This window comes from Sphingobacterium sp. UBA1498 (assembly GCF_002325125.1).
Lineage (GTDB): Bacteria > Bacteroidota > Bacteroidia > Sphingobacteriales > Sphingobacteriaceae > Sphingobacterium.
In genome coordinates, this window is the sequence record NZ_DCRG01000032.1 from 421,191 (window position 1) to 442,243 (window position 21,053).

General features: G+C 40.6%; 15 protein-coding genes. 10 read left to right on the forward strand and 5 right to left on the reverse strand.

The genetic code is table 11. The annotated features are described in order from the left end of the window. Window positions 1-220: 220 nt before the first annotated feature. Window positions 221-1,000, reverse strand: a complete 780-nt coding sequence (locus B3139_RS18605; protein WP_293885031.1) for a response regulator transcription factor — start codon at window positions 998-1,000, stop codon at window positions 221-223. Between the two features lie 2 nt (window positions 1,001-1,002). Then, the gene (locus tag B3139_RS18610) at window positions 1,003-4,158 is read right to left on the reverse strand and encodes a sensor histidine kinase (protein ID WP_293885032.1); all 3,156 of its coding nucleotides are present in this window, start codon (window positions 4,156-4,158) and stop codon (window positions 1,003-1,005) included. A 174-nt stretch (window positions 4,159-4,332) separates the two neighbouring features. On the opposite strand from B3139_RS18610, the gene B3139_RS18615 reads away from it, so the two are divergent. The 5 genes from B3139_RS18615 to B3139_RS18635 all read left to right on the forward strand — a co-directional run bounded on the left by B3139_RS18615 (window position 4,333) and on the right by B3139_RS18635 (window position 13,339). Beyond that, window positions 4,333-5,493 carry an aldose epimerase family protein gene (locus B3139_RS18615; RefSeq protein ID WP_293885033.1) on the forward strand — a complete coding sequence of 387 codons (1,161 nt, stop codon included), beginning with the start codon at window positions 4,333-4,335 and terminating at the stop codon, window positions 5,491-5,493. Between the two features lie 200 nt (window positions 5,494-5,693). Beyond that, entirely contained in the window at window positions 5,694-7,739 is a 2,046-nt protein-coding gene (locus B3139_RS18620) for a beta-L-arabinofuranosidase domain-containing protein (RefSeq protein ID WP_293885034.1), read from the forward strand. Between the two features lie 38 nt (window positions 7,740-7,777). After that, the gene (locus tag B3139_RS18625) at window positions 7,778-9,622 is read left to right on the forward strand and encodes a glycoside hydrolase family 2 protein (RefSeq protein ID WP_293885035.1); all 1,845 of its coding nucleotides are present in this window, start codon (window positions 7,778-7,780) and stop codon (window positions 9,620-9,622) included. A gap of 89 nt (window positions 9,623-9,711) precedes the next feature. After that, window positions 9,712-12,186: a glutaminase family protein gene (locus tag B3139_RS18630; RefSeq protein ID WP_293885036.1), complete on the forward strand. Its 2,475-nt coding sequence runs from the start codon at window positions 9,712-9,714 to the stop codon at window positions 12,184-12,186. A gap of 55 nt (window positions 12,187-12,241) precedes the next feature. Beyond that, the gene (locus B3139_RS18635) at window positions 12,242-13,339 is read left to right on the forward strand and encodes a family 43 glycosylhydrolase (RefSeq protein WP_293885037.1); all 1,098 of its coding nucleotides are present in this window, start codon (window positions 12,242-12,244) and stop codon (window positions 13,337-13,339) included. Between the two features lie 173 nt (window positions 13,340-13,512). Here B3139_RS18635 and B3139_RS18640 read toward each other — a convergent pair whose 3' ends face one another. Next, complete coding sequence (locus B3139_RS18640; RefSeq protein WP_293885038.1) at window positions 13,513-14,454, reverse strand: alpha/beta fold hydrolase; 942 nt, start codon at window positions 14,452-14,454, stop codon at window positions 13,513-13,515. 319 nt (window positions 14,455-14,773) lie between these two features. Between B3139_RS18640 and B3139_RS18645 the strand changes: the two genes are divergently transcribed. The 5 genes from B3139_RS18645 (at window position 14,774) to katG (ending at window position 19,316) form a co-directional block, all read left to right on the forward strand. Next, entirely contained in the window at window positions 14,774-15,331 is a 558-nt protein-coding gene (locus B3139_RS18645) for an RNA polymerase sigma factor (protein ID WP_209574828.1), read from the forward strand. A gap of 10 nt (window positions 15,332-15,341) precedes the next feature. Beyond that, entirely contained in the window at window positions 15,342-15,680 is a 339-nt protein-coding gene (locus B3139_RS18650; RefSeq protein ID WP_293885039.1) for a hypothetical protein, read from the forward strand. A gap of 262 nt (window positions 15,681-15,942) precedes the next feature. Further along, window positions 15,943-16,197 carry a hypothetical protein gene (locus B3139_RS18655; protein ID WP_293885040.1) on the forward strand — a complete coding sequence of 85 codons (255 nt, stop codon included), beginning with the start codon at window positions 15,943-15,945 and terminating at the stop codon, window positions 16,195-16,197. An 81-nt stretch (window positions 16,198-16,278) separates the two neighbouring features. Then, window positions 16,279-16,734, forward strand: a complete 456-nt coding sequence (locus tag B3139_RS18660) for an Hsp20/alpha crystallin family protein (RefSeq protein WP_209574822.1) — start codon at window positions 16,279-16,281, stop codon at window positions 16,732-16,734. 302 nt (window positions 16,735-17,036) lie between these two features. Continuing rightward, window positions 17,037-19,316, forward strand: a complete 2,280-nt coding sequence (gene katG / locus B3139_RS18665) for a catalase/peroxidase HPI (protein WP_209574821.1) — start codon at window positions 17,037-17,039, stop codon at window positions 19,314-19,316. 95 nt (window positions 19,317-19,411) lie between these two features. Here katG and B3139_RS18670 read toward each other — a convergent pair whose 3' ends face one another. Further along, complete coding sequence (locus B3139_RS18670; RefSeq protein ID WP_293885041.1) at window positions 19,412-19,996, reverse strand: DUF1572 family protein; 585 nt, start codon at window positions 19,994-19,996, stop codon at window positions 19,412-19,414. 274 nt (window positions 19,997-20,270) lie between these two features. Further along, window positions 20,271-21,014, reverse strand: coding sequence for a GIN domain-containing protein (locus tag B3139_RS18675; RefSeq protein WP_209574817.1), 744 nt, complete (start codon window positions 21,012-21,014; stop codon window positions 20,271-20,273). Window positions 21,015-21,053: the final 39 nt, after the last annotated feature.

Sequence of the window (21,053 nt, forward strand, 5' to 3'; positions counted from 1 at the left end):
CCTCGATGTTAAGATAAAGATACCAATCTGTATCAGGAAAACCTGAGCTAAAATATGCTTCAATCGGCAGATCCGATTCTAAAAAAAGAACCAGATTCCTAGCAAATCTGGTTCTTTTATTTATTCCAATTGAAGAGCAATTTGAATTTAATTTCGGACATATGTATTGAAAGGCTGCCTGTTAACCTAAGTTTAATGTGTCTAGAATGGAGATTATGGTTCAAGTAATAGTTCCCCTCGATTGTGATTCCTGAAATTCAGTTGGACTTTGTCCAAACTGTTTTTGAAAATTACGCGAAAAATGTGTTGCGGAACTGTAACCTAATAAATTTGAAATTTCGTACACTTTATACTGTTTTTGAATAAGCAGTTCTGCTGCTTTTCGGAGCCTGGTCAAATTAATCAATTCATTGGGCGAGAGGCTCGATACAACATTGATTTTGCGGTACAGTGTAGGTCTACTCATACAGAGAATGTCGGCCATGCGGTCCACATTGAACTGTGGATCATCGAGGTGCTGCATAATAATTTCTTCAATTTTCAGCAAGAACTCCTGTTCACTTTGGTTTTGGCCAATCTGCTGTATTTGGGACATTGGATTTTTGATAAAAAACTCTTTAACCTTTATCCGGTTCTTTAACAAGCTAGCTATTTGCGCCCTCAAAAAAGCAGGCGAAAAAGGTTTTTCAATGTAAGCATCAGCACCAAATTCCAGTCCTTGAATTTTTGATTCAATACTATTTTTTGCAGTCAAAAGTATCACTGGAATGTGTGCATAAGCGATATTTTCCTTGATTCTTTGACAAAGCTCAAAACCATCCATTTCCGGCATCATTACATCGCTTACAATCAGATCGAAATATTCAGAAGCGAGTAAATCCAACGCTTGCTTTCCATTAGAACTTGTCGTTATCTGATAATCTTCATTGAGATCATCTGCGATGAATTCGAGCAGTTCGGTATGGTCATCTACTAGTAATAAATTGGATTTGGCATTCATAATTATGGATTTGTATTGTGATTCAAAGGTAACGTCAAAGTGAATACGTTCAATTGAAGGTCATTTGTAGTATATAACAAGGTACCTTGGTGTTTCAACGTTAGGGATCTTGTCAATGCCAAGCCCAGACCACTTCCAGGAACATTCTTATTTTGTTTTAAGCGATTGAATGGTTCAAAAATTCTTTCCCTTTCTTCTGAAGGAATTAAAGCGCCGTCGTTTTTCACGGTCAATATAAAAATATTTTTCTGTATATCCATATTCAAATTTACCTCAATAAAGGATAAGGAATATTTAAGGGCATTATTCAATAGGTTATAGCATATCTTGTCAAATGCGTCCGCATCGATTTGACCGATAATATCGGGTATAATTTTCGATACAATCTGTTTTCCTTGCGACTGTAAAGTCACTGTAAAGTTACCGATGATTTCCTGAACCATCAGGCTGATGTTTTCTGATTCAAAGTGCAATTTAAACCCTTCCGTTTCGACTTTCCTAAAATCCAGCAATTGATTGCTAAGGGCAATTAGTTTCTCCGTGTTGTTTTGCATGGTCAATAATAGTTTGTCGGTGACGGGATTGTGATCTACCTTATCCATAAGTTTTTCTAGGGGGGCTTTGATCAAGGTCAATGGCGTGCGTATTTCATGCGCAACATCGGTATAGAAATTGATTTTTGAACGATAGAGTTCTTGTTCGCGTAGGTTCTGTACGGTTAAGAGATGTTGGCGATTGCGTTGTTTGATCTTTTCATTAAAATGATAAATTATAAATATAATCAGTCCAGCGGCTATTAATGCATAGCAAATAAAGGCCGGTACACTTGCCCAGATCGGTGGAAGGATCGTGATTTTAAGACTAGCAAAAGTAGGGATTGTATTGCCATTGGGATCTTCTGCTTTTACTGTAAAAATATATTTTCCGGGAGAGAGCTTGGTAAAATATGCACGTTGATTGCTTGTAATGTCTATCCACTTGTCGTCAAGGCCTTCCATCTTATAACTATAATGAATAGAGTGGGGGGCTTGATAATGCAAAGCCGCAAAATCAAGGCTGAAAGATGATTCGTCGTGTTTTAGTTTTATATTCTTAGTGAATAATATTGATTTGGATAGAATATTGGGATCGGTATATTGATTGATCGCTCTGTTGTTGATGTAAAAATTAGTGATATAAATCGGTATTTGATTCTTATAGTTAATTTGGTTTAGCTTTTCCGGGTTGAAGCGAATAAGTCCATTGATGGTGCCGAAATAGAAGTTTCCATTCTCATCATCAAAAGATGAATTGTAATTGAACTGAATAGTCGGAAGGCCTGACTCCAAGTTGAAAATCCGTTTTCTACCATTGGGAAGGTGGTAGCGTACCAAGCCCTTAGACGTACTCACCCAAAGATTATCTTGTTTATCTTCTAAGAAGGCTAGCGTCACATTACTGGGCATTCCTTCGGCTAGACCAATGTTTTGAAAGCCCTCTTGATTTATTTTTTTCTTTGCCATTCCACCTTCTGTGGCTATCCAAATCTGCTGTTGAGAGTCCTCAAATAAGCTATTGATCCTATTATTTGGCAAGGAGCTAGGGTCGTTCTGCCGATGTGTGTAATGTTTGAAGTAACGCGTCGTCGGGTGATAACAAAACAGTCCATCTCGCCACGTGCCAACCCAGATATTCCCCTTTTTATCTTCCAAAATGCTTGTGTAAAACATATATTCTGGAACATTATTGATGAGGTGGAACGATTTTTTATCAAAATCAAAGCGGTATAATCCACGCGTTGAAGCTACGAGAATATCCCCTTTCCGGGTTTTGTAGAGATAAAATAGAAAATTACTTTGGAGATCGGATGATGCCACATTACTGTTGCGGTCGATGTGATAGATAACTTTTTGAAGCTTGGGCGAAAAAATGTCGAGACCATTGACGAAAGTGCCTATCAGCAATTTGTCGCCAATAGGGAGAATTCCATGGATGTTGTTATTTGCCAGATTGCCTTGTTTGTCCGAGAAGTTTTGAATTCTACCCGATATGGGGTCGAGTTTTGATAATCCACCGTTTTCGGTGCCTATCCAAATATTATGGTCGATATCCTTTTTTATAATGCGTACGGCAGACCCTTTTAAGCTCCCTGGGCGGTCCTGTGGCAGGAATTTTTCGATTATACTGTTGTTTTTATGATAATAGTTGATTCCACCAAAATACGTCCCCAACCAGATACCTTCGTCTTTATCCTGTAAGACGTTATAAATAGCATTGTCGGATATGCCCCAAGGGTTTTCTTGCTCTTTTTGAATATTGATGAATTGTTGACTAGCTATTTGATATATAAAGAGACCAGATTCTGTTGCAAACCAATATTCATGATCGTTTGGCTGTAAAATATCTCTTACATAGAGAAATTGCTTCAATTGTTGGGGGCCCAGTATGGGTTTAAGCGATTTGTCTTTGAATCGGTAGCTATAGACCCCCGTTTTGGAAGTGCCGATCAATAGATCTCCTTCGCGATTTTCTTTTATTTTCTCAATACTAAACCAATCTTTAGCACCATATTTTGCTTGAAAGTCGAGCATCAGCACAGGGGTGCCCGCAGCATCTATTTGGAAAATCTTCCCTTCAGGAGTGCCAAAAAACACCGTTCCGTTTTTCGTGCAGCTGATGGAGGTGATGTACAGGTCTGATTTAGTCAATTGTCGAATTTCATGACTCATCAAATCATGGTAATAGAGCATTCCATTGGATATAAACCAAATCTTTTTGCGTTGATCGGTAATGATAACAGGGACATCTGCATTTTCAAATTGTTTGCTCAAAAGTCTAAATTGTTCATCCACGGGATCGTAGCAGTAGATTCCCTGATCTGTACCAATCCATATTCTTTTTCGAAAGTCTTCTGTCAGCGAAATGATGTTGTTGCCACCTAGGGTGTTTTTCCCAAGGCTCGGGGCGTCAAAATGTTTGAAATTATTGCCGTCGAAGCGATTTAACCCATCCTTTGTACCAAACCAAAGAAAGCCATGACTGTCCTGCATACTACAGATAACTGCATTGTTTGACAAGCCTTCATTAATTTGATAATGATTAAAATAATAGGGCTGTGCATAGAGCAACCGTGGAAGAAACAGAAAGAATAGAAAGCGTAGAGACTTCAGGTTGATCATGATCATTTGGTTATTGATACAAAATAGTGCTAAAATGAAACAATTTAATCTTAAAATTTCTCAAAAATTTAAGACTTTAGCCTATGTATAGTAATCGCTAAAATTATAAAAAATCTAGAAAAGGACACAAGTTCTATCTAAACAAAGATTATAAACCATTTTAAAATACGACGAATGAAAGGAAAAATGACCTTGCTTGGTCTTTCTGCAATGCTCGCTTTTTGTGTGTCTTGTCAGCAATCGACTGGTTCCAAAACTCCTAAAGCAGATTCTTTAGCGGCCCTGATGGATACTGTGCAGTTCCGCGCAACCATTGATCAAAAACAGGCTTACCTCTATAAATTGAGCAATAAAAATGGCGTGCAGGCTTACTTCACCAACTTTGGCGCACGATTAGTCGGTTTGTGGGTTCCAGATAATAAAGGGAAGTTATGCGATGTAGTTTTAGGATTTTCTAAAGCTTCTGATTATAATAATCCAAAAGAGCCATTTTTCGGTACCATTGTTGGACCTTTTGGCAATCGTATCGCCGGAGGGAAATTTAAACTGGGTGACGAAACCTATACGTTGGCGGTAAATAATGGCCCCAATACCTTACATGGCGGTTTCAAAGGGGTGCATTTTGCCCATTGGTCATTAAAATCTTCCGATCCATCATCGCTTACTTTTGCCTATACCTTACCGGACGGAAATGAGGGCTTTCCGGGCAATATTCAAATGGAAGTGACGTATACGCTTAACGACGATAACGAATTGATGATTGGTTACCGGGCTACCTCCGATAAAAAGACGGTGATCAACTTAACAAATCATGCTTACTTTAATTTAAATGGTGAGGGAAGCGGTACAATTCTGGATCATCAACTTCAGTTGTTTGCCAACCAATATACACCTGTTGACAGCACCTTGATACCTTCTGGACAGTTGACTTCGGTGAAAGGAACGCCTTTTGATTTCACGAATTTAAAGTCGATTGGAGAAGATATCAACGCAAATGACCAGCAACTTAGCTTTGGAAAGGGATATGATCATAATTTTGTATTGAGTAGAGAAAAGGAAGGAGACTGGTATAAAGCGGCGCATGTGGTCGGTGATAAATCAGGTGTCGTCATGGATATATTGACGGCTGAACCGGGTATACAGTTTTACAGTGGCAATTTTATGAACGAGCAGGTACAATTGAAGAATGGAAAAAAAGATTCATTTCGCACCGCTTTTTGTCTAGAACCGCAGCATTTCCCGGATGCTCCGAATCAACCTGCTTTTCCAACAACAGTCCTTAACCCTGGAGAAGTTTATCAGACGAAATCCCTGTATCGTTTTTCGGTAAAATAATACATATTTAATAGTGATTGGTTTGAAAGTGCACCGCTGTGAAGTGGTGCGCTTTCTTCATTTAATAGGTTTAAATGCATTTTGCAGTTGCGTTTTATTGATTTGATACAAATAGGCAGTTTTTTGAGAAAAATCAATCATCCAACTCATTCATTAAACCTTATTTTTGGATAATCTGTTATAAACTAATCAAGCCAACAATGACGAAAAAAATCGGTTTATTATCTTATTTGATTGGAATTTGTTTTCTAAGTTCAGCGCAAAGCAATGTCGTAATTGCTGTTGATCATTTGCCGGTGCAGGGGAAAAATTTAAACTATATTAATAACCGATTGCCTTTAAAACAGAATGCCCTGCTAAAATTACCTGTAGGAAGCATCGTACCCGAAGGTTGGCTTGGGAAATATCTGCAGCTGCAGAAAGATGGTCTTACAGGCCATTTGGGAGAAATTAGCGCTTGGCTATCCAAGAAAAATAATGCTTGGCTAAGTACAGATGGGAAAGGAGACTATGGTTGGGAAGAAGTTCCTTATTGGTTAAAAGGCTACGCTAATTTGGGCTACATCTTGAAGGATCCTAAAATCATAGCGGAGTCAAAGATCTGGTTAGAAGCGGCCCTTAAAAGCCAGCGTCCTGATGGATACTTTGGCCCATTGATCCTGCGTAATAACAAACCGGATCTTTGGGGTAATATGTTAATGTTATGGTGCCTGCAATCTTATTATGAATATAGCGCTGACCAGCGTGTTTTAACGTTGATGACCAATTATTTTAAATGGCAGGCCAATTTGCCGGATAGTTTTTTTCTCAAGGATTATTGGGAGAACAGTCGTGGTGGTGACAATTTGCTATCCGTTTATTGGCTCTATAACAGAACACAAGGTAATGAATGGTTGATGGATTTGGCGGATAAAATCCATCGGAATACCGCCAATTGGAGACAAAAAGACGATTTGCCCAATTGGCATAATGTCAATGTTGCCCAATGTTTCAGAGAGCCAGCAACCTATTATTTGAAAAGCCAGTCGAGTGACGATCTGAAAGCGACCTACGCTAACTTTCATTATGTCCGGCAGGTATTTGGTCAGGTTCCAGGGGGTATGTTCGGTGCAGATGAAAATGCCCGTCCTGGATATACCGACCCCCGTCAAGGCGTCGAAACCTGTGGCATGGTGGAACAGATGGCCTCTAACGAGATCCTTCTCGGAATAACCGGAGACCCTTTTTGGGCAGATCATGCCGAAGAAGTTGCATTTAATACCTACCCCGCAGCTGTAACAGCCGATTTTAAAGCGTTGCGGTATATCACGAGCCCGAATATGACTATCAGCGACAGCCATAATCATGCCCCTGGAATTGATAATAACGGGCCATTTTTAATGATGAATCCCTTCAGTTCCCGCTGCTGTCAACACAACCATAGTCAGGGTTGGCCGTATTATGCCGAACATCTGTATATGGCAACCAATGACAATGGTATTGCGGCGTTATTATATGCTGCATCGAAGGCTGAAATAAAAGTCGGAAACAACCAAGCTGTTCAGATCAAACAACAGTCCAATTACCCTTTTGAAGAGTCTTTGCGATTTGAAATAAGCACCCAGGGTAAAACTGTTGATTTCCCATTTTATCTCCGTATACCTGCCTGGGCCAAGCAAGCGAAGGTTACTGTCAATGGTAAAAGTCAGGCTGTAGAAGCTGGTGCAAAATATATTCGAATTGAACGGAAATGGAAAGACGGTGACAAAGTCGAACTCTCCTTACCGATGACCATAGATCTGAAAACATGGAAAACCAATAAAAATTCAGTGAGTATCCAACGGGGACCATTGACCTATGCCCTCAAAATAAAAGAGAACTACGTAAAAAAAGATAGTAAAGCCTCGGCAATTGGCGATTCGAAATGGCAGGAGACTGCAGATCCATCAAAATGGCCATCCTATGAAATCCTTCCTGCAAGTGACTGGAATTACGGACTTGTACAAAATCAGTTGCAAACATTAGACCAATTGAAAGTTGTGAAAAGGGCGTGGCCTAAGGATGCGTTTCCCTTCGATGCAGAGGCAGTACCTATTTCTATCCTTGTCAAAGCGAAACGTATTGACGGGTGGAAAATTGATGAAAATGGTCTGACAGGCGTATTGCCACTTAGTCCAGTGGAAAGTATGGGCGAGGTACAGGAAGTCGAACTGATTCCCATGGGAGCAGCACGTTTACGCATTGCTGCTTTTCCAACCGTGAAATAATGTAAATACGATATAAAATAAATGACTTAACGATTTTTATGATGAAGAAAACCTTATTTTTTGCCAGTTTGATGATGGCAGCACAATTGAACTTTGCTCAGGATTGGAAACCCGCGGGGTCACATATATTAACCCCTTGGGGCGAGAAAGTAACAGCACAAAAGCCACATCCTGAATATCCTAGACCACAATTAACCAGAACCAACAATTGGCAAAATTTAAATGGCTTATGGAAATATGCAATTACTCCAGTAGGTAATAAAGAGATTCCGCGTCAATGGGAGGGGAATATCCTTGTTCCTTTTGCTATTGAGTCGGCGTTGTCGGGTGTTGGTAAAGAAGTAGGAAAAGATAAGGCACTATGGTATAATAATACCATAACACTGGATAAGTCTGTCAATAAAAACAAGGTTCTGTTGCATTTTGGGGCAGTGGATTGGCAATGTGATGTGTATGTAAATAGCCAATTGGTTGGAAGACATGAGGGTGGTTTTGACCCTTTTTCCATGGACGTGACCAGTTTTCTAAAAAAAGGTGCAAAGCAGGAAATTGCCATCCGGGTATGGGATCCTACGGATGATGGACCTCAACCACGCGGTAAACAGGTGAACAAGCCGAATGGGATATGGTATACGCCTGTCACAGGAATATGGCAAACCGTGTGGTTGGAAAGTGTTCCACAATCTTATATTGTTAATACCAAACAAACACCACGATTGGATGAAGGGATCTTAGCATTTCAGGCTACTGTCGAAGGAAGCCAAGCGGGTGATGAAATAAAGGTCCGTGCATTAGATGGGGGGAAAGTTGTGAAAGAACAGGTCGGGCAGCCCAATACATCTTTTGATCTTGCAGTACCTAATTTGCAACCATGGTCGCCGAGTAACCCTAAACTTTATGACTTAGAAATCCAGTTAATTCGTAAGGGCAAGATTGTTGACCAAGCGAAAAGCTATTTTGCCATGCGGAAAATAGCCATGCAAAAAGACGAAAATGGTATTCAGCGGTTGATGCTGAATAATCATTTTACCTTCCAGTATGGCCCATTGGATCAAGGTTGGTGGCCGGATGGACTACATACAGCACCAACGGATGAGGCTTTGAAATTTGATGTGATCAAAACAAAGGAAATGGGATTCAATATGATCCGTAAGCATATCAAAGTAGAGCCGGCGCGCTGGTACCGTTACTGCGACAGTATAGGTATGCTTGTTTGGCAAGATATGCCTAGTGGTGATCTTGGCGGAAATCATTGGGATATGCAGCCAGGGAAAATTTCTGGTGGAAATCGGGATAAACAGCGTTCGCAGGAATCTGAAGGTTACTACAAAAAAGAATGGAAAGCCATTATGGAGGTATTGCATAACTATCCAAGCATTGTTATTTGGGTGCCGTTTAATGAGGCCTGGGGACAATTCAAAACCAAGGAAATTACCGAGTGGACTATGGCTAATGACCCTTCAAGACTGGTTAATAGCGCTAGTGGCGGTAACTTTATGGAAACTGGACATATCTTGGATATCCATAATTACCCAAACGCAGCCATGCCTGATCCAAATTTGTTTGGGGCCAAACAAGTGCTTGCATTGGGTGAATTTGGAGGTTTGGGTTTGCCGATAGATGGACACTCATGGCAACAAAAAGATAATTGGGGATACCAAAGTTTTAAGAATAAAACGGAATTATTGGAGCGTTACAAACGCCTGATCCATGACTTGACACGTCTAATTCCTATGGGATTGTCTGCCGCTGTGTATACCCAGACAACAGATGTGGAAGTAGAAACAAATGGCTTGATGACTTATGACCGTAAAGTTGTCAAAATGCCTGAGGCAGAGTTGAACGCTGCTCATCGTGCGCTCTACAATGCACCTACCAAGTAATTGATAGCGATATGGCCGCAACTCGAGTTGCGGCCTAAATTTAACGGTGAAAATATACCGGTCAACCTAAATCTATTTGATACAAATCAATGAAATTAAAATTACTAATTGCAGCGGCTATTGTATGTCAGTCGGTATCGTCGTTTGCACAAAAACAGCCTCCTAAGAATGACCTTCGGGCGCCTGCCTATCCCTTAATAACAATAGATCCCAATACAAGTGCTTGGTCCTATAGCAACGAATTGAATGTAGATGTTGTCCACCATTGGACTGGAAAGTCATTTCCTTTACTGGGTGTCCTTAAAGTGGATGGGAAATCCTATCGCTTCCTAGGAAAAGAAGAAGCTGAACCTCTGTCTTTGGCACGGATGGGCGAACATGCGGCCTGGACCGGAAGTTATGTCATTAGCGAACCCGCTTCAGATTGGATGAAACCTTCATACGATGCAGATCAATGGAAAACTGGCGTCGCTCCTTTCGGCACCAAAGATAAAGAGCCTCAGGTGAATACGGATTGGCAGGAAGCTAAGATCTGGATCAGGAGAGTAATTGAACTTGATGAAGATCTCACCGGAAAACCTGTTTTTATCGAGTTTACGCACGATGATGATGCCATTTTGTATGTCAACGGATTTGAAGTTGTTAATACGGGGAATTCGACAGGCAAAAATAATCGGGTCAAACTGCCCGAACATATCGTGAAGACACTTAAAAAGGGGAAAAATATACTTGCTGGTTATTGCCATAATAGGGTAGCGAATGGTTATTTTGATTTTGGACTGTTTGCAGAAAAAGAAGGTAGTATTCAATTCGAAACGGAAGCAAAGCAGCTTGCCGCCAATGTTCAGGCCACACAAACACATTATTCGTTTGATTGCGGTCCAGTCAATCTAAATATTACTTTTATGGCACCGTTGCTCATGGATAATTTGGACCTAATGTCGCGACCCGTAAATTACCTTTCTTATCAGATCCAGGTAAAGGATGGCAAAAAACATCACGTACAGCTTTATTTGGAAGCTGCTCCAAACTGGGCTTTGAATTCTCCGGCACAAGACGCTGTAAGCAGCTCATTCCGCAGTGGAAACCTGCAGTTTGTGAAGACTGGAAGTAAAAGTCAGCAGATTCTCGAAAAAAAAGGAGATGATTTACGAATAGATTGGGGATATTTTTATATGGCTGGTAACGCTGCAAAAACGAAATCTATTGTTGGCAACAGTCAGGAATTGCGTGTTAAATTTCTAAAAAACGAACATACATTACCTTCAAAAGAAGGTAAGCAGCTGGCTTTAATACAAACTTTTGATGTCTCATCAAGCTATCAGGATAAGATCTTATTGGGGTATGATGACTTGTATTCTATCCAATATTTCGAACAAAATTTACGGCCGTATTGGAATACAAATGGAAATCATACAATTGAGAAACAATTTGAATTGGCCGATAAAGAGTATGCTGCTCTCAAAAAGGCTGCTGATAAATTTGATGCCGAATTATGGAGTACAGCTCTTCGTAATGGGGGAGAGGACTATGCCGCATTGTGTGCCTTGGCCTATCGGCAAGCAATCGCTGCCCATAAACTTGTGAAGGCATCCAATGGCGATTTACTTTTATTATCCAAAGAAAATGATAGCAATGGGTCAATAGGAACGGTTGATGTAACCTATCCTTCGGCTCCGATTTTCCTGTACTATAATCCGGAATTGGCAAAAGCGCTAATGAACGCTATTTTTTATTACAGCGAAAGCAATAAGTGGACAAAACCTTTTGCTGCGCACGACGTTGGAACTTATCCGCTGGCAAATGGTCAAACCTATGGTGGAGATATGCCTGTGGAAGAATCCGGAAATATGTTGATACTAACCTATGCATTAGCTAAAGTGGAAGGAAATGCCACTTATGCAAAGAAACATTGGAAAGTGTTGTCGACATGGGCAGATTATTTAGTTGATAAAGGTCTGGATCCCGAAAATCAATTATGTACAGACGATTTCGCTGGCCATTTTGCACACAATGCTAATTTATCCATCAAAGCTATCTTGGGGATTGCTTCTTATGGTTATCTGGCCCAAATGCTCGGTGAAGAGGCTACTGCTAAAAAATACTTGACGGAAGCGAAAGCGATGGCTATGAAATGGGAAGGCATGGCCAAAGATGGGGATCATTATAAGTTGACTTTTGACAAGGCAGGAACCTGGAGCCAAAAGTATAATATGGTATGGGATAAATTGCTCAAGATGAATATTTTTGATCCTGCTATTCGCGAAACCGAACTAAGCTACTATCTCAGAAAACAAAACCAATATGGATTACCACTGGATAACCGTCAGCCTTACACCAAGACGGATTGGATTATTTGGACGGCGACCATGGCAAATGATAAACCTACATTTGAAACCTTTGTAAAGCCAGTATACCGTTTTATGAATGAGACAACAGATCGGGTTCCGATGTCCGACTGGACGTATACGGATCGACCTAAAAGAGCTGGATTTAAGGCAAGATCCGTTGTAGGAGGCTATTTTATCAAAATGCTGGAAGAGAAATTGGCAAAGGCGAAATAGCGTTTTCCTATGATGTAGAGAAATAATATAATAAAATAATAAGATGTTGAATACAATGTTGTTAAGATATTGGATCGGTGGAGTTGTTGTACTGAACGTGTTAAGCTCCTGCGGAAGCTTTTCAGGTTCAGTAACGCAACTTGGACCAGAGACAATTGCAAGGGCTAATAAGGTGCAGCAAAAGACCTATACCAATCCGGTTTTTGAGCCTATACTTGCTGATCCTACAGTTGTTAGAGACCCCAAAAGCAACATGTTTTATGCCTACGGGACAGCCGACAATTGGGGAGATGGCAAAGGCCAGCGTCTGGTATCCATTCTACAATCTTCTGATCTAGTTCAATGGACCTGGATTGGTACAGCCTTCAGCTCAAAACCGAGCTGGAAAGCCGAAGGTGGAATCTGGGCTCCCGACGTAGTAGAGCTCAATGGGAAATACCTGATGTATTATGCCTATTCGACATGGGGAGATCCTAATCCAGGGATAGGAATTGCTCTTGCTGATGCACCGGAAGGACCATTTATAGATCAAGGTAAACTTTTCGATAGCAAGCAGATCAATGTACCCAATTCAATTGACCCTTACTTTTTTATGGAGAATGGACAGAACTATTTGTTTTGGGGTAGTTTTAGCGATGCTGAAACGCAGGGCACTTATGGTGTGGAATTAGATCAAAATGGAACAGCTGTACCTGATCTAAATAAAAAATTTAAAGTTGCTGCCGGTGATTTTGAGGCTGTTGTAATTCATAAGCGGAAAGGGTATTATTACTTTATCGGATCCAAAGGATCTTGTTGTGAAGGGGAAAAAAGCAGTTACCATGTTCTTGTAGGACGGTCTAGAAATTTGAAAGGGCCTTATATGGATCGGGAGGGACGCAATCTGGTACAGCGAGGGAGCGGAACGTTGCTGTTAAGGGGAAATGATCAATTTGTGGGGACAGGTCATACTTCGCGCATTATTACAGACGATAAGGGAAAAGATTGGATACTCTATCATGGTATGGACCCAAAGCAGCCTCGTGTTGCGACGGGTGGAAATCGTCGGATGCTATTTTTGGATCAGATCGTCTGGGATAAGGACTGGCCCAAAATTGAAGGGGCAACCAGTAGTGTTGCAGTGCAACCGGCACCAACATTTAATTTTAAATAGCATTTTCAATAGCTAGTAGCAGCGGATGGCCGATCTTTGTCGGGTAGGACTTCCGCTGCCTATTCCTTACACGATATAGCACCATAAGATACAGCAAAAGAAAAAACATCTCGAAGTGCTGTATGCTGTTTTGGGGTGCGATGAGCGTTGTGGTAAATATTTGTGAGCGGTAGCTAAGTTAAATGGCTATGGAGCCAGCTGCTGATAAACTCGAATACTTCTTTTTTGCATTCTTCATTTAAAATTTCATGTCGCATTCCCGGATATAATTTGACCGTAATATCAGCTTGCCCTTGGTTGCGGAGCTGCTCTGCACTTTTTTCAACTCCAGCGCCAAAATCGCCAATTGGATCATCCTGTCCACTGATAAAAGCTATCGGAAGCGTTTTTGGGATAAGCTGTGTAGGAATAGGATCTGTCGCCTGTAGTGAAAGATCCAGTACCGTATGAAACCCATTATTGGTAAATAGACCTCCGCAGAGTGGATCTTCCAAAAAAGAAATACGATTTGTCTTATTAACGCTTAGCCAATTGCTGTTACATTGGTTCGGTTCGTTCTTAAAACGGGCGTTGTTGCGTTTGTCAAAAATACGATTAATCAATTTACTTCTTTTTTTGGGTGCAACAGTATTTAGAAAAGCGAGTAAAAGATGAAAAGCGGTGGAGCCCTTTTGACGCTGTCCGGTACCCACAATTATCGCCCCCTTAAATTGGCCCCCAATTTTTTGTAATACGCAACGTGTAACAAAGGATCCCATGGAATGTCCTAAAATAAATTGCGGTGTTTTTGGATAGGCTTCCCGTAAGAAACTACTCATCGCAATTGCGTCATCGACAAGCTGTTCTTTGGCCTTTTCTTTTTGGAAATAGCCCAAAAGAGCGGGTTGTGAAGCCGTTAATCCGTGCCCCAATTGGTCGTAGGTTAAAACTGCAAATTGCTGTGCTGTCAAATAACTGGCCAGTTCCTGATATCGACCACTGTGCTCTTGCATACCATGGATGATGAGGATCGTGGCCAATACAGGATGATCTGTAGGCTCATAGATGTTATAAGAAATTTTATACTTATTTTCTGCCGTATTAACGGCATAAAAATTTGACGATACCCTATTCATGGTGCGTTTTGTTATTTATAGTAAACTAAGACAAATTTATGGTATTTACAAGGTCAGTAATCGTTGTAGCTTTCAAGAACATTACTGTTATTGCCTAAAATAGGGACAAAAAAAAAGCACTATTAATTTTGTTGTTTGAGCATATTTTTTAGATTTTACTTAATTTAGAATGTACAAAGCGTACACGAAACAAGAAGAAAAGAAACCTGACATGTTGTTCATGATGCGGAGTGAGTGAGAAGAGATTGCTGTAAATAATTTAAAGTAAAAGTTTTGCTGGTTCGTCTAGGCTGCTATGGACATTGCATACCAAAATCATATGGCAGAGAAAAATTCCAGATCATTTACGGATACCGTTAAGACTTATGGGAGTCAGCTGCTGCGTTTTGTTAAGGGGAAAGTAAAGAAAACTGAGGATGCAGAGGATATCTTACAGGAAGTTTGGTATCAATTCAGCCGTTTAACGAATATGGATGAACTGGAGAATGCTGGAGCCTGGCTTTATGCCGTCACACGCAATAAAATTACAGATAGCTATCGAAAAAAGAAAAGTGAATCACTTGATGATCTGATCGCAGGCGACGATGATAGTGAAAGTTCATTTCCCATCCGTCAGTTTCTTTTGGCTGACGACTCCAACAATCCCGAGCTAAAATTATTTAAGGATATTTTTTGGGACGAATTGATGAAAGCATTGGACGAATTGCCTGAAAAGCAACGCCGGGTTTTTATGTTGAATGAACTGGAAGACAAAACACTTCAAGAAATTGCTGTGATGGAAAATGAGCATTTAAAGACAATCATCAGTCGCAAAGGGTATGCAGTGAAGCATCTAAGAGTACGATTGCGGAGTTTATATGAAGAATTAAAATTTTAAGGATTAAGCTATGAATGGAAGAATGAAAAGACAGCGGAAGGGTAAATTCGCTTTTATGTTTGTCGCTATTATTGTTGGTGTTTTTTTATTGGTGGCGTTGTTACAATATTTATGGAATACGTTAATGGTGGATATTTTCCATTTAAAAGCAATTACCTATTGGCAGGCACTAGGACTCTTTGTTTTGTCAAGAATCCTGTTCGGCAGGGGATTTGGTAAACCGGGGGGCGGGAGATTTCGAAAAGGTTTTCCAACTCAAATGGAAAACGGAGAGGATCTTTCCGAAGAGGAGAGGGAGCGTTTGCGTGAGGAATGGAAGCGTCGTTTCAGCGGACGATGCGGATTCTGAAAAAACAATAAAAATTTTAAAGTAAAAACTGTTGTTGGGCGTCTTCTTTTATAAAGGCGCCTTTTTTATGTCGATATACCGAAAGAAATGACAGAACGCGATGATCTGTCAGAATGGATGTTGGCGACACTAAATTAATTACAAATATGAAGGTCAAGAAGAAGTACAATTTCAGACAGATGAAGGTATGTGCTGACGGAAACCTTAAAAAAGATGTATTCAAATGAAAAATAAACTTCGATTTATATTGCCGCGCCTGATCGTGCTTACGGCAATAGCAGGATTAGCAACGCTAATTATTGGGACGATCTTTAAACTCTTGTTGTTTGGAACAGTGCTGTTTGGTATAGGAAGCTTTGCCGCAGCAAGAATGCGCAGAAGAGATCGGCGGGCTTTCCAAATGGACACGGCCCCAGTACACCCGAATGTTCAGCGTCACTATGATACAGTCGTAGCGATCGTGCCATTAAATGCACAAAGCCGTTCGAAGAGAGCGACAATAGTTCCCGTTTATTAATAGCTACAAAAAATCGCGATTGTGGAAACAATCCTGCGATCATCAATTTACACTTAGTATTCAACATTAAAAATTAAAGTCATGTTTAAAAGAGATAATTACAACAGTGGATATTCAAATCATAATAAATTTTGCGGAAAGCATTTCAAGGACCGTTTTGAAAAATTTCAGCAGCATTTTTTTGAAGGCGAACCCATGCAAAGCGGAATGAGACAGCAATTTTTTCCTGTAAATATTGTCGAGAATCAAGAATTCTTTGAAGTACAGCTTTTTGCTGCTGGCCGCAAGAAAGAACAGTTCCAAGTCAGCATCCAAGAAGGGATACTTAAAATTTCATGTACTGCAAATAGACAAGACAATGCCATAGATTATATTTATAAAGAGAACGATGGATTAGCATTTGAGCGTGAATTCCAATTAAATGAACACGTGCTTACCGATAATGTACATGCCAGTTTTGAGGATGGGGTGTTGACGGTCATTCTCCCAAAAGATCTCGAAAAGGTAGCGAGGCCACAAGAGGTTGTTATTGATTAGCAACAAATAGTAAACGTAAATCAGTATTTGAGCTGATTTTGAAAAAGGGCAGCATATAGAAATTAGCTGTCCTTTTTTATTTCTACGTATGTCTATCATACCACTTTCCGTTATACGACGCTTAAAATGTCGAAAAGGTATTATCATTCATTTAGATAGTGTATTTTATATAATATAAATTTTGTCTATAGTTTATCAAATCATTCGATGGAGCGGATCGACTGTATTTATGTACTTTTATGAAAATTGAAATCAAACAATTTGATCAATTAAGGTATTATATAAAAAAACTTTCTTTTAATATGGACAACAACGAAAAAGACATTAGCAAATGCCCCTTTCACAATGGTACGATGCGCAACTCCGTCGCAGGAGGTGGAACTCAGAATCAAGATTGGTGGCCAAATAGACTACGTGTAGACCTGTTGAGACAGCATGCGAGCAAGTCAAATCCAATTGATGAAGGCTTTGACTACGCAGCGGCATTCAACCAATTGGACTTAGAAGCCGTAAAAAAAGATTTACATGCATTGATGACTGATTCTCAGGATTGGTGGCCAGCAGATTTTGGACATTACGGCCCATTATTCATCCGGATGGCGTGGCATAGTGCAGGAACATACCGTGTAAGTGATGGTCGGGGTGGCGCAGGATCTGGTCAACAGCGCTTTGCTCCTCTAAATAGCTGGCCAGATAATGTTAGTTTGGATAAAGCGCGCCGCCTGTTGTGGCCTATCAAACAAAAATATGGTAAGAATATTTCTTGGGCAGATTTAATGATATTAACGGGTAATGTTGCCCTAGAGTCTATGGGCTTCAAAACTTTCGGTTATTCAGGTGGACGTGTTGATGCTTTTGAACCAGAATTGGATGTATATTGGGGGTCTGAAACCACCTGGTTGGGTGGCGATATGCGTTATGCGCACGGCTCGGAAGGAGTGGCCGAACCGCACGGAGTCTTATCTGCCGATGATGATGCAGATGGTAAGCTGCACACGCGCAATCTTGAAAAACCATTGGCTGCGGTACAGATGGGATTAATTTATGTGAACCCAGAAGGACCGGATGGAAATCCTGATCCGATTGCTGCAGCAAAAGATATACGGGACACTTTTGGTCGGATGGCTATGAATGATGAGGAAACCGTTGCTTTGATTGCAGGAGGACATACTTTTGGGAAAACTCACGGTGCAGGACCTGCAGACAATGTCGGAAAAGAACCAGAAGCCGCTGGTATAGAACAACAAGGCCTTGGTTGGAAAAGCACTTACGGCAGTGGAGTGGGTGCTGATGCCATTACCAGTGGACTGGAGGTCATTTGGACACAAAAACCAACAGAATGGACCAATCTTTTCTTTAAAAATCTGTTTGAGAATGAATGGGAATTAACAAAAAGTCCTGCAGGAGCACACCAATGGGTAGCTAAAGGTGCCGATTCAACCATTCCCGATCCTTTCGATCCAAGTAAAAAGCGCCGGCCAACGATGCTGACCACCGATTTGTCTTTACGTTTTGATCCAGTTTACGAAAAGATCTCGCGTAAATTTTATGAAGATCAAGAAGCATTTGCAGATGCATTTGCCCGGGCATGGTTTAAATTAACACACCGTGATTTGGGACCGCGCGAACGTTATCTCGGTGCCGAGGTTCCTGCTGAGGAATTATTGTGGCAAGATCCAATTCCGGCTGTTGATCATGCTCTTGTTGATTCGGATGATATTCGTGCGTTGAAAACGACCATATTGAATACTGGGCTCAGTAGCTCCGAGCTTGTTACAACAGCTTGGGCTTCGGCATCTACCTTCCGAGGATCAGATAAGAGAGGCGGGGCAAATGGCGCTAGGATACGTCTGGCTCCACAGCGTTATTGGCAAGTTAATAATCCAGCACGATTACAAAAAGTGCTTACCGCTCTCGAGCACATTCAACAGGATTTTAATGGAAAACAACAAGCTGGAAAGAAAATCTCTTTGGCCGATTTAATTGTTCTGGGTGGGGGGGCAGCGATAGAACAGGCAGCTCGCTCGGCAGGACATGACATCGAAGTCCCATTCCGTCCTGGACGTATGGATGCATCTCAGGAACAAACTGATGTTGAATCTGTTGGATATCTCGAGCCAATTGCAGATGGATTCAGAAACTATCGTAAAGGCGCTTATACCGTATCTACCGAGTCCCTTTTGATTGACAAAGCACAATCGCTCACACTCTCTGTACCGGAATTAACTGTGCTTATTGGCGGAATGCGTGTTCTTCAAGCGAACTTTGACGGTTCTCAACTGGGAGTAATGACAGACCGTCCGGGGCAATTGACCAACGACTTTTTTGTTAATCTATTGGATATGGGGACAGCTTGGAAAGCAATCTCGCAGGATCGGGAAGTTTTTGAAGGATCAGATCGCAAATCCGGTACTAAAAAATGGGAAGCGGGACGGGCAGATCTTGTTTTTGGATCGAATGCGGAGTTGAGAGCAGTTTCCGAAATATATGGAAGTGACGATGCGAAAGATAAATTCGTACAAGATTTCGTGAAGGCTTGGACTAAAGTGATGGAGTTAGATCGTTTTGATTTACATCGCTAATACGACTGGACAATTAATTCGATCATCGTATTTTAAGATTAGGGTTAGTTTACAATCAGGGCTGGTACATTTGTAGTGCCAGCCCTGATTGTATTTTAATGTTCAGGCGTATTCTCCTGATCATTCGTTAGAAATTCGGAGGTGAAATGCTGTTGTTGCTTTTTCTGTCTGAATTTCTCCTCATTATAGGAAAGGGAGTGCCCTTTAGGTATCGATAAGGATGACCATGTATCACCCAAACATATTTTTCCAATATAAAGAATCTGTCCAATATGGTAGGGGTAATGTGCTAGCTGCCGTAAGATAGCCTCCATAACGGTGTGTCCTTGATGACGGATATAAATAATTTTATCGAAATCATTTTCATCGAGCGATCCGATGGCTTCGAATAGACAAGTCCACCCAGTATTCCAATACGATATCAGTTCATCACGGTCTGTCCAGGTGTTTTCAAATTCTCGGTCCCGGTTTCTATCATCTTTTTCTCCGTCGGTGGTTAGAAAATCAGTCCAACGGGAAAGCATATTGCCGCCTAAATGTTTTACAATTAATGCGATGCTGTTGCTCGAATCGTTTGGATACCAAAATAATTGTTCCGTGCTCAACTGTTCAAATGTTTTATCACCCAATGATTTATAATATTGAAATTGTTTTATACAAGTCCCTAAAAAATTATTCATAGCCCTATTAAATCGTCAACTTATGGTATCAATATACAAAAATGTCGTGAAACTAATCCCAACTTAAGTTGTGTAACGCGAGATTAGTGGTTATTGATCAGTTAATTTCACGGATGTGCATGTTAACGCTATTATTGACAAGGCATTGAAGGAGGAGTAAGAATAAGCGGTCTAAGGGCAGGTAAAGCAAAGGTGATACTGGGGAAGTACCACCTTTTTTGCTAACTAAACATTAAACATAAATAAACAGTCTTTTTCAAGACCACACTAAAAATTACATGACTACTCTGCCGCTGGTCGATTTGTCAACCTGGACATTTTTTGGTTGATTTTTTAATACAATTTTTGCAGATGTGGAAACTTTTCCTTGTAAGTTTTCTTTCACACTTAGCGTTACATTTGCAGATGAATTTGCTTGTATTTGAGCATTTGTCGTTGTAAAACGACTCATATCAACCGATGCGGATGAGTTGGTGTTCAAATTTAAATTTGAAGCATTCCCTGAAATATTCTGCCTGGACGAACTACTTGCCGAAACTTGCAAATTTTTACTGCTTACTTCGGTTGTTAATTTACTCGAAGAACTTGTTGCAAGACTAATGTCATCCGCTACTATTTTCTTCAGAGATACGCTGGCTGAAGACGACACGTCTACAGTAATTTTGTTGCTCTTAATGATCTCATCGGTATAAATCGAGCTGCTTGAAGATGCCGAGAAACGTGACGGTATCTTGCTCGAATAAACAATTACACGATTGTTTCTTGCATTTCTGATTGAACTGTTTCTTTTATACTGTACATAGAGGGTACCATTTTTTACAGTCGTTTCGATAAGGGATAAATGCTCGGGGTTATCCGCTTCAACAACAACCTCATTGCGATTAGAATGGATGTAATCCACACGAAGCGAGGTTGCCGATGAAATGCCATCTGGAGCAGCGATCTTACGTGTTTCCCGTTCTTGTGCCTGCGCTACATATAAAAATGAAATAAAGGCAATGGTTAAGATTCTTTTCATTATCTTTTTGTTATTAGTTTAAAATTATTGTAGATAAAA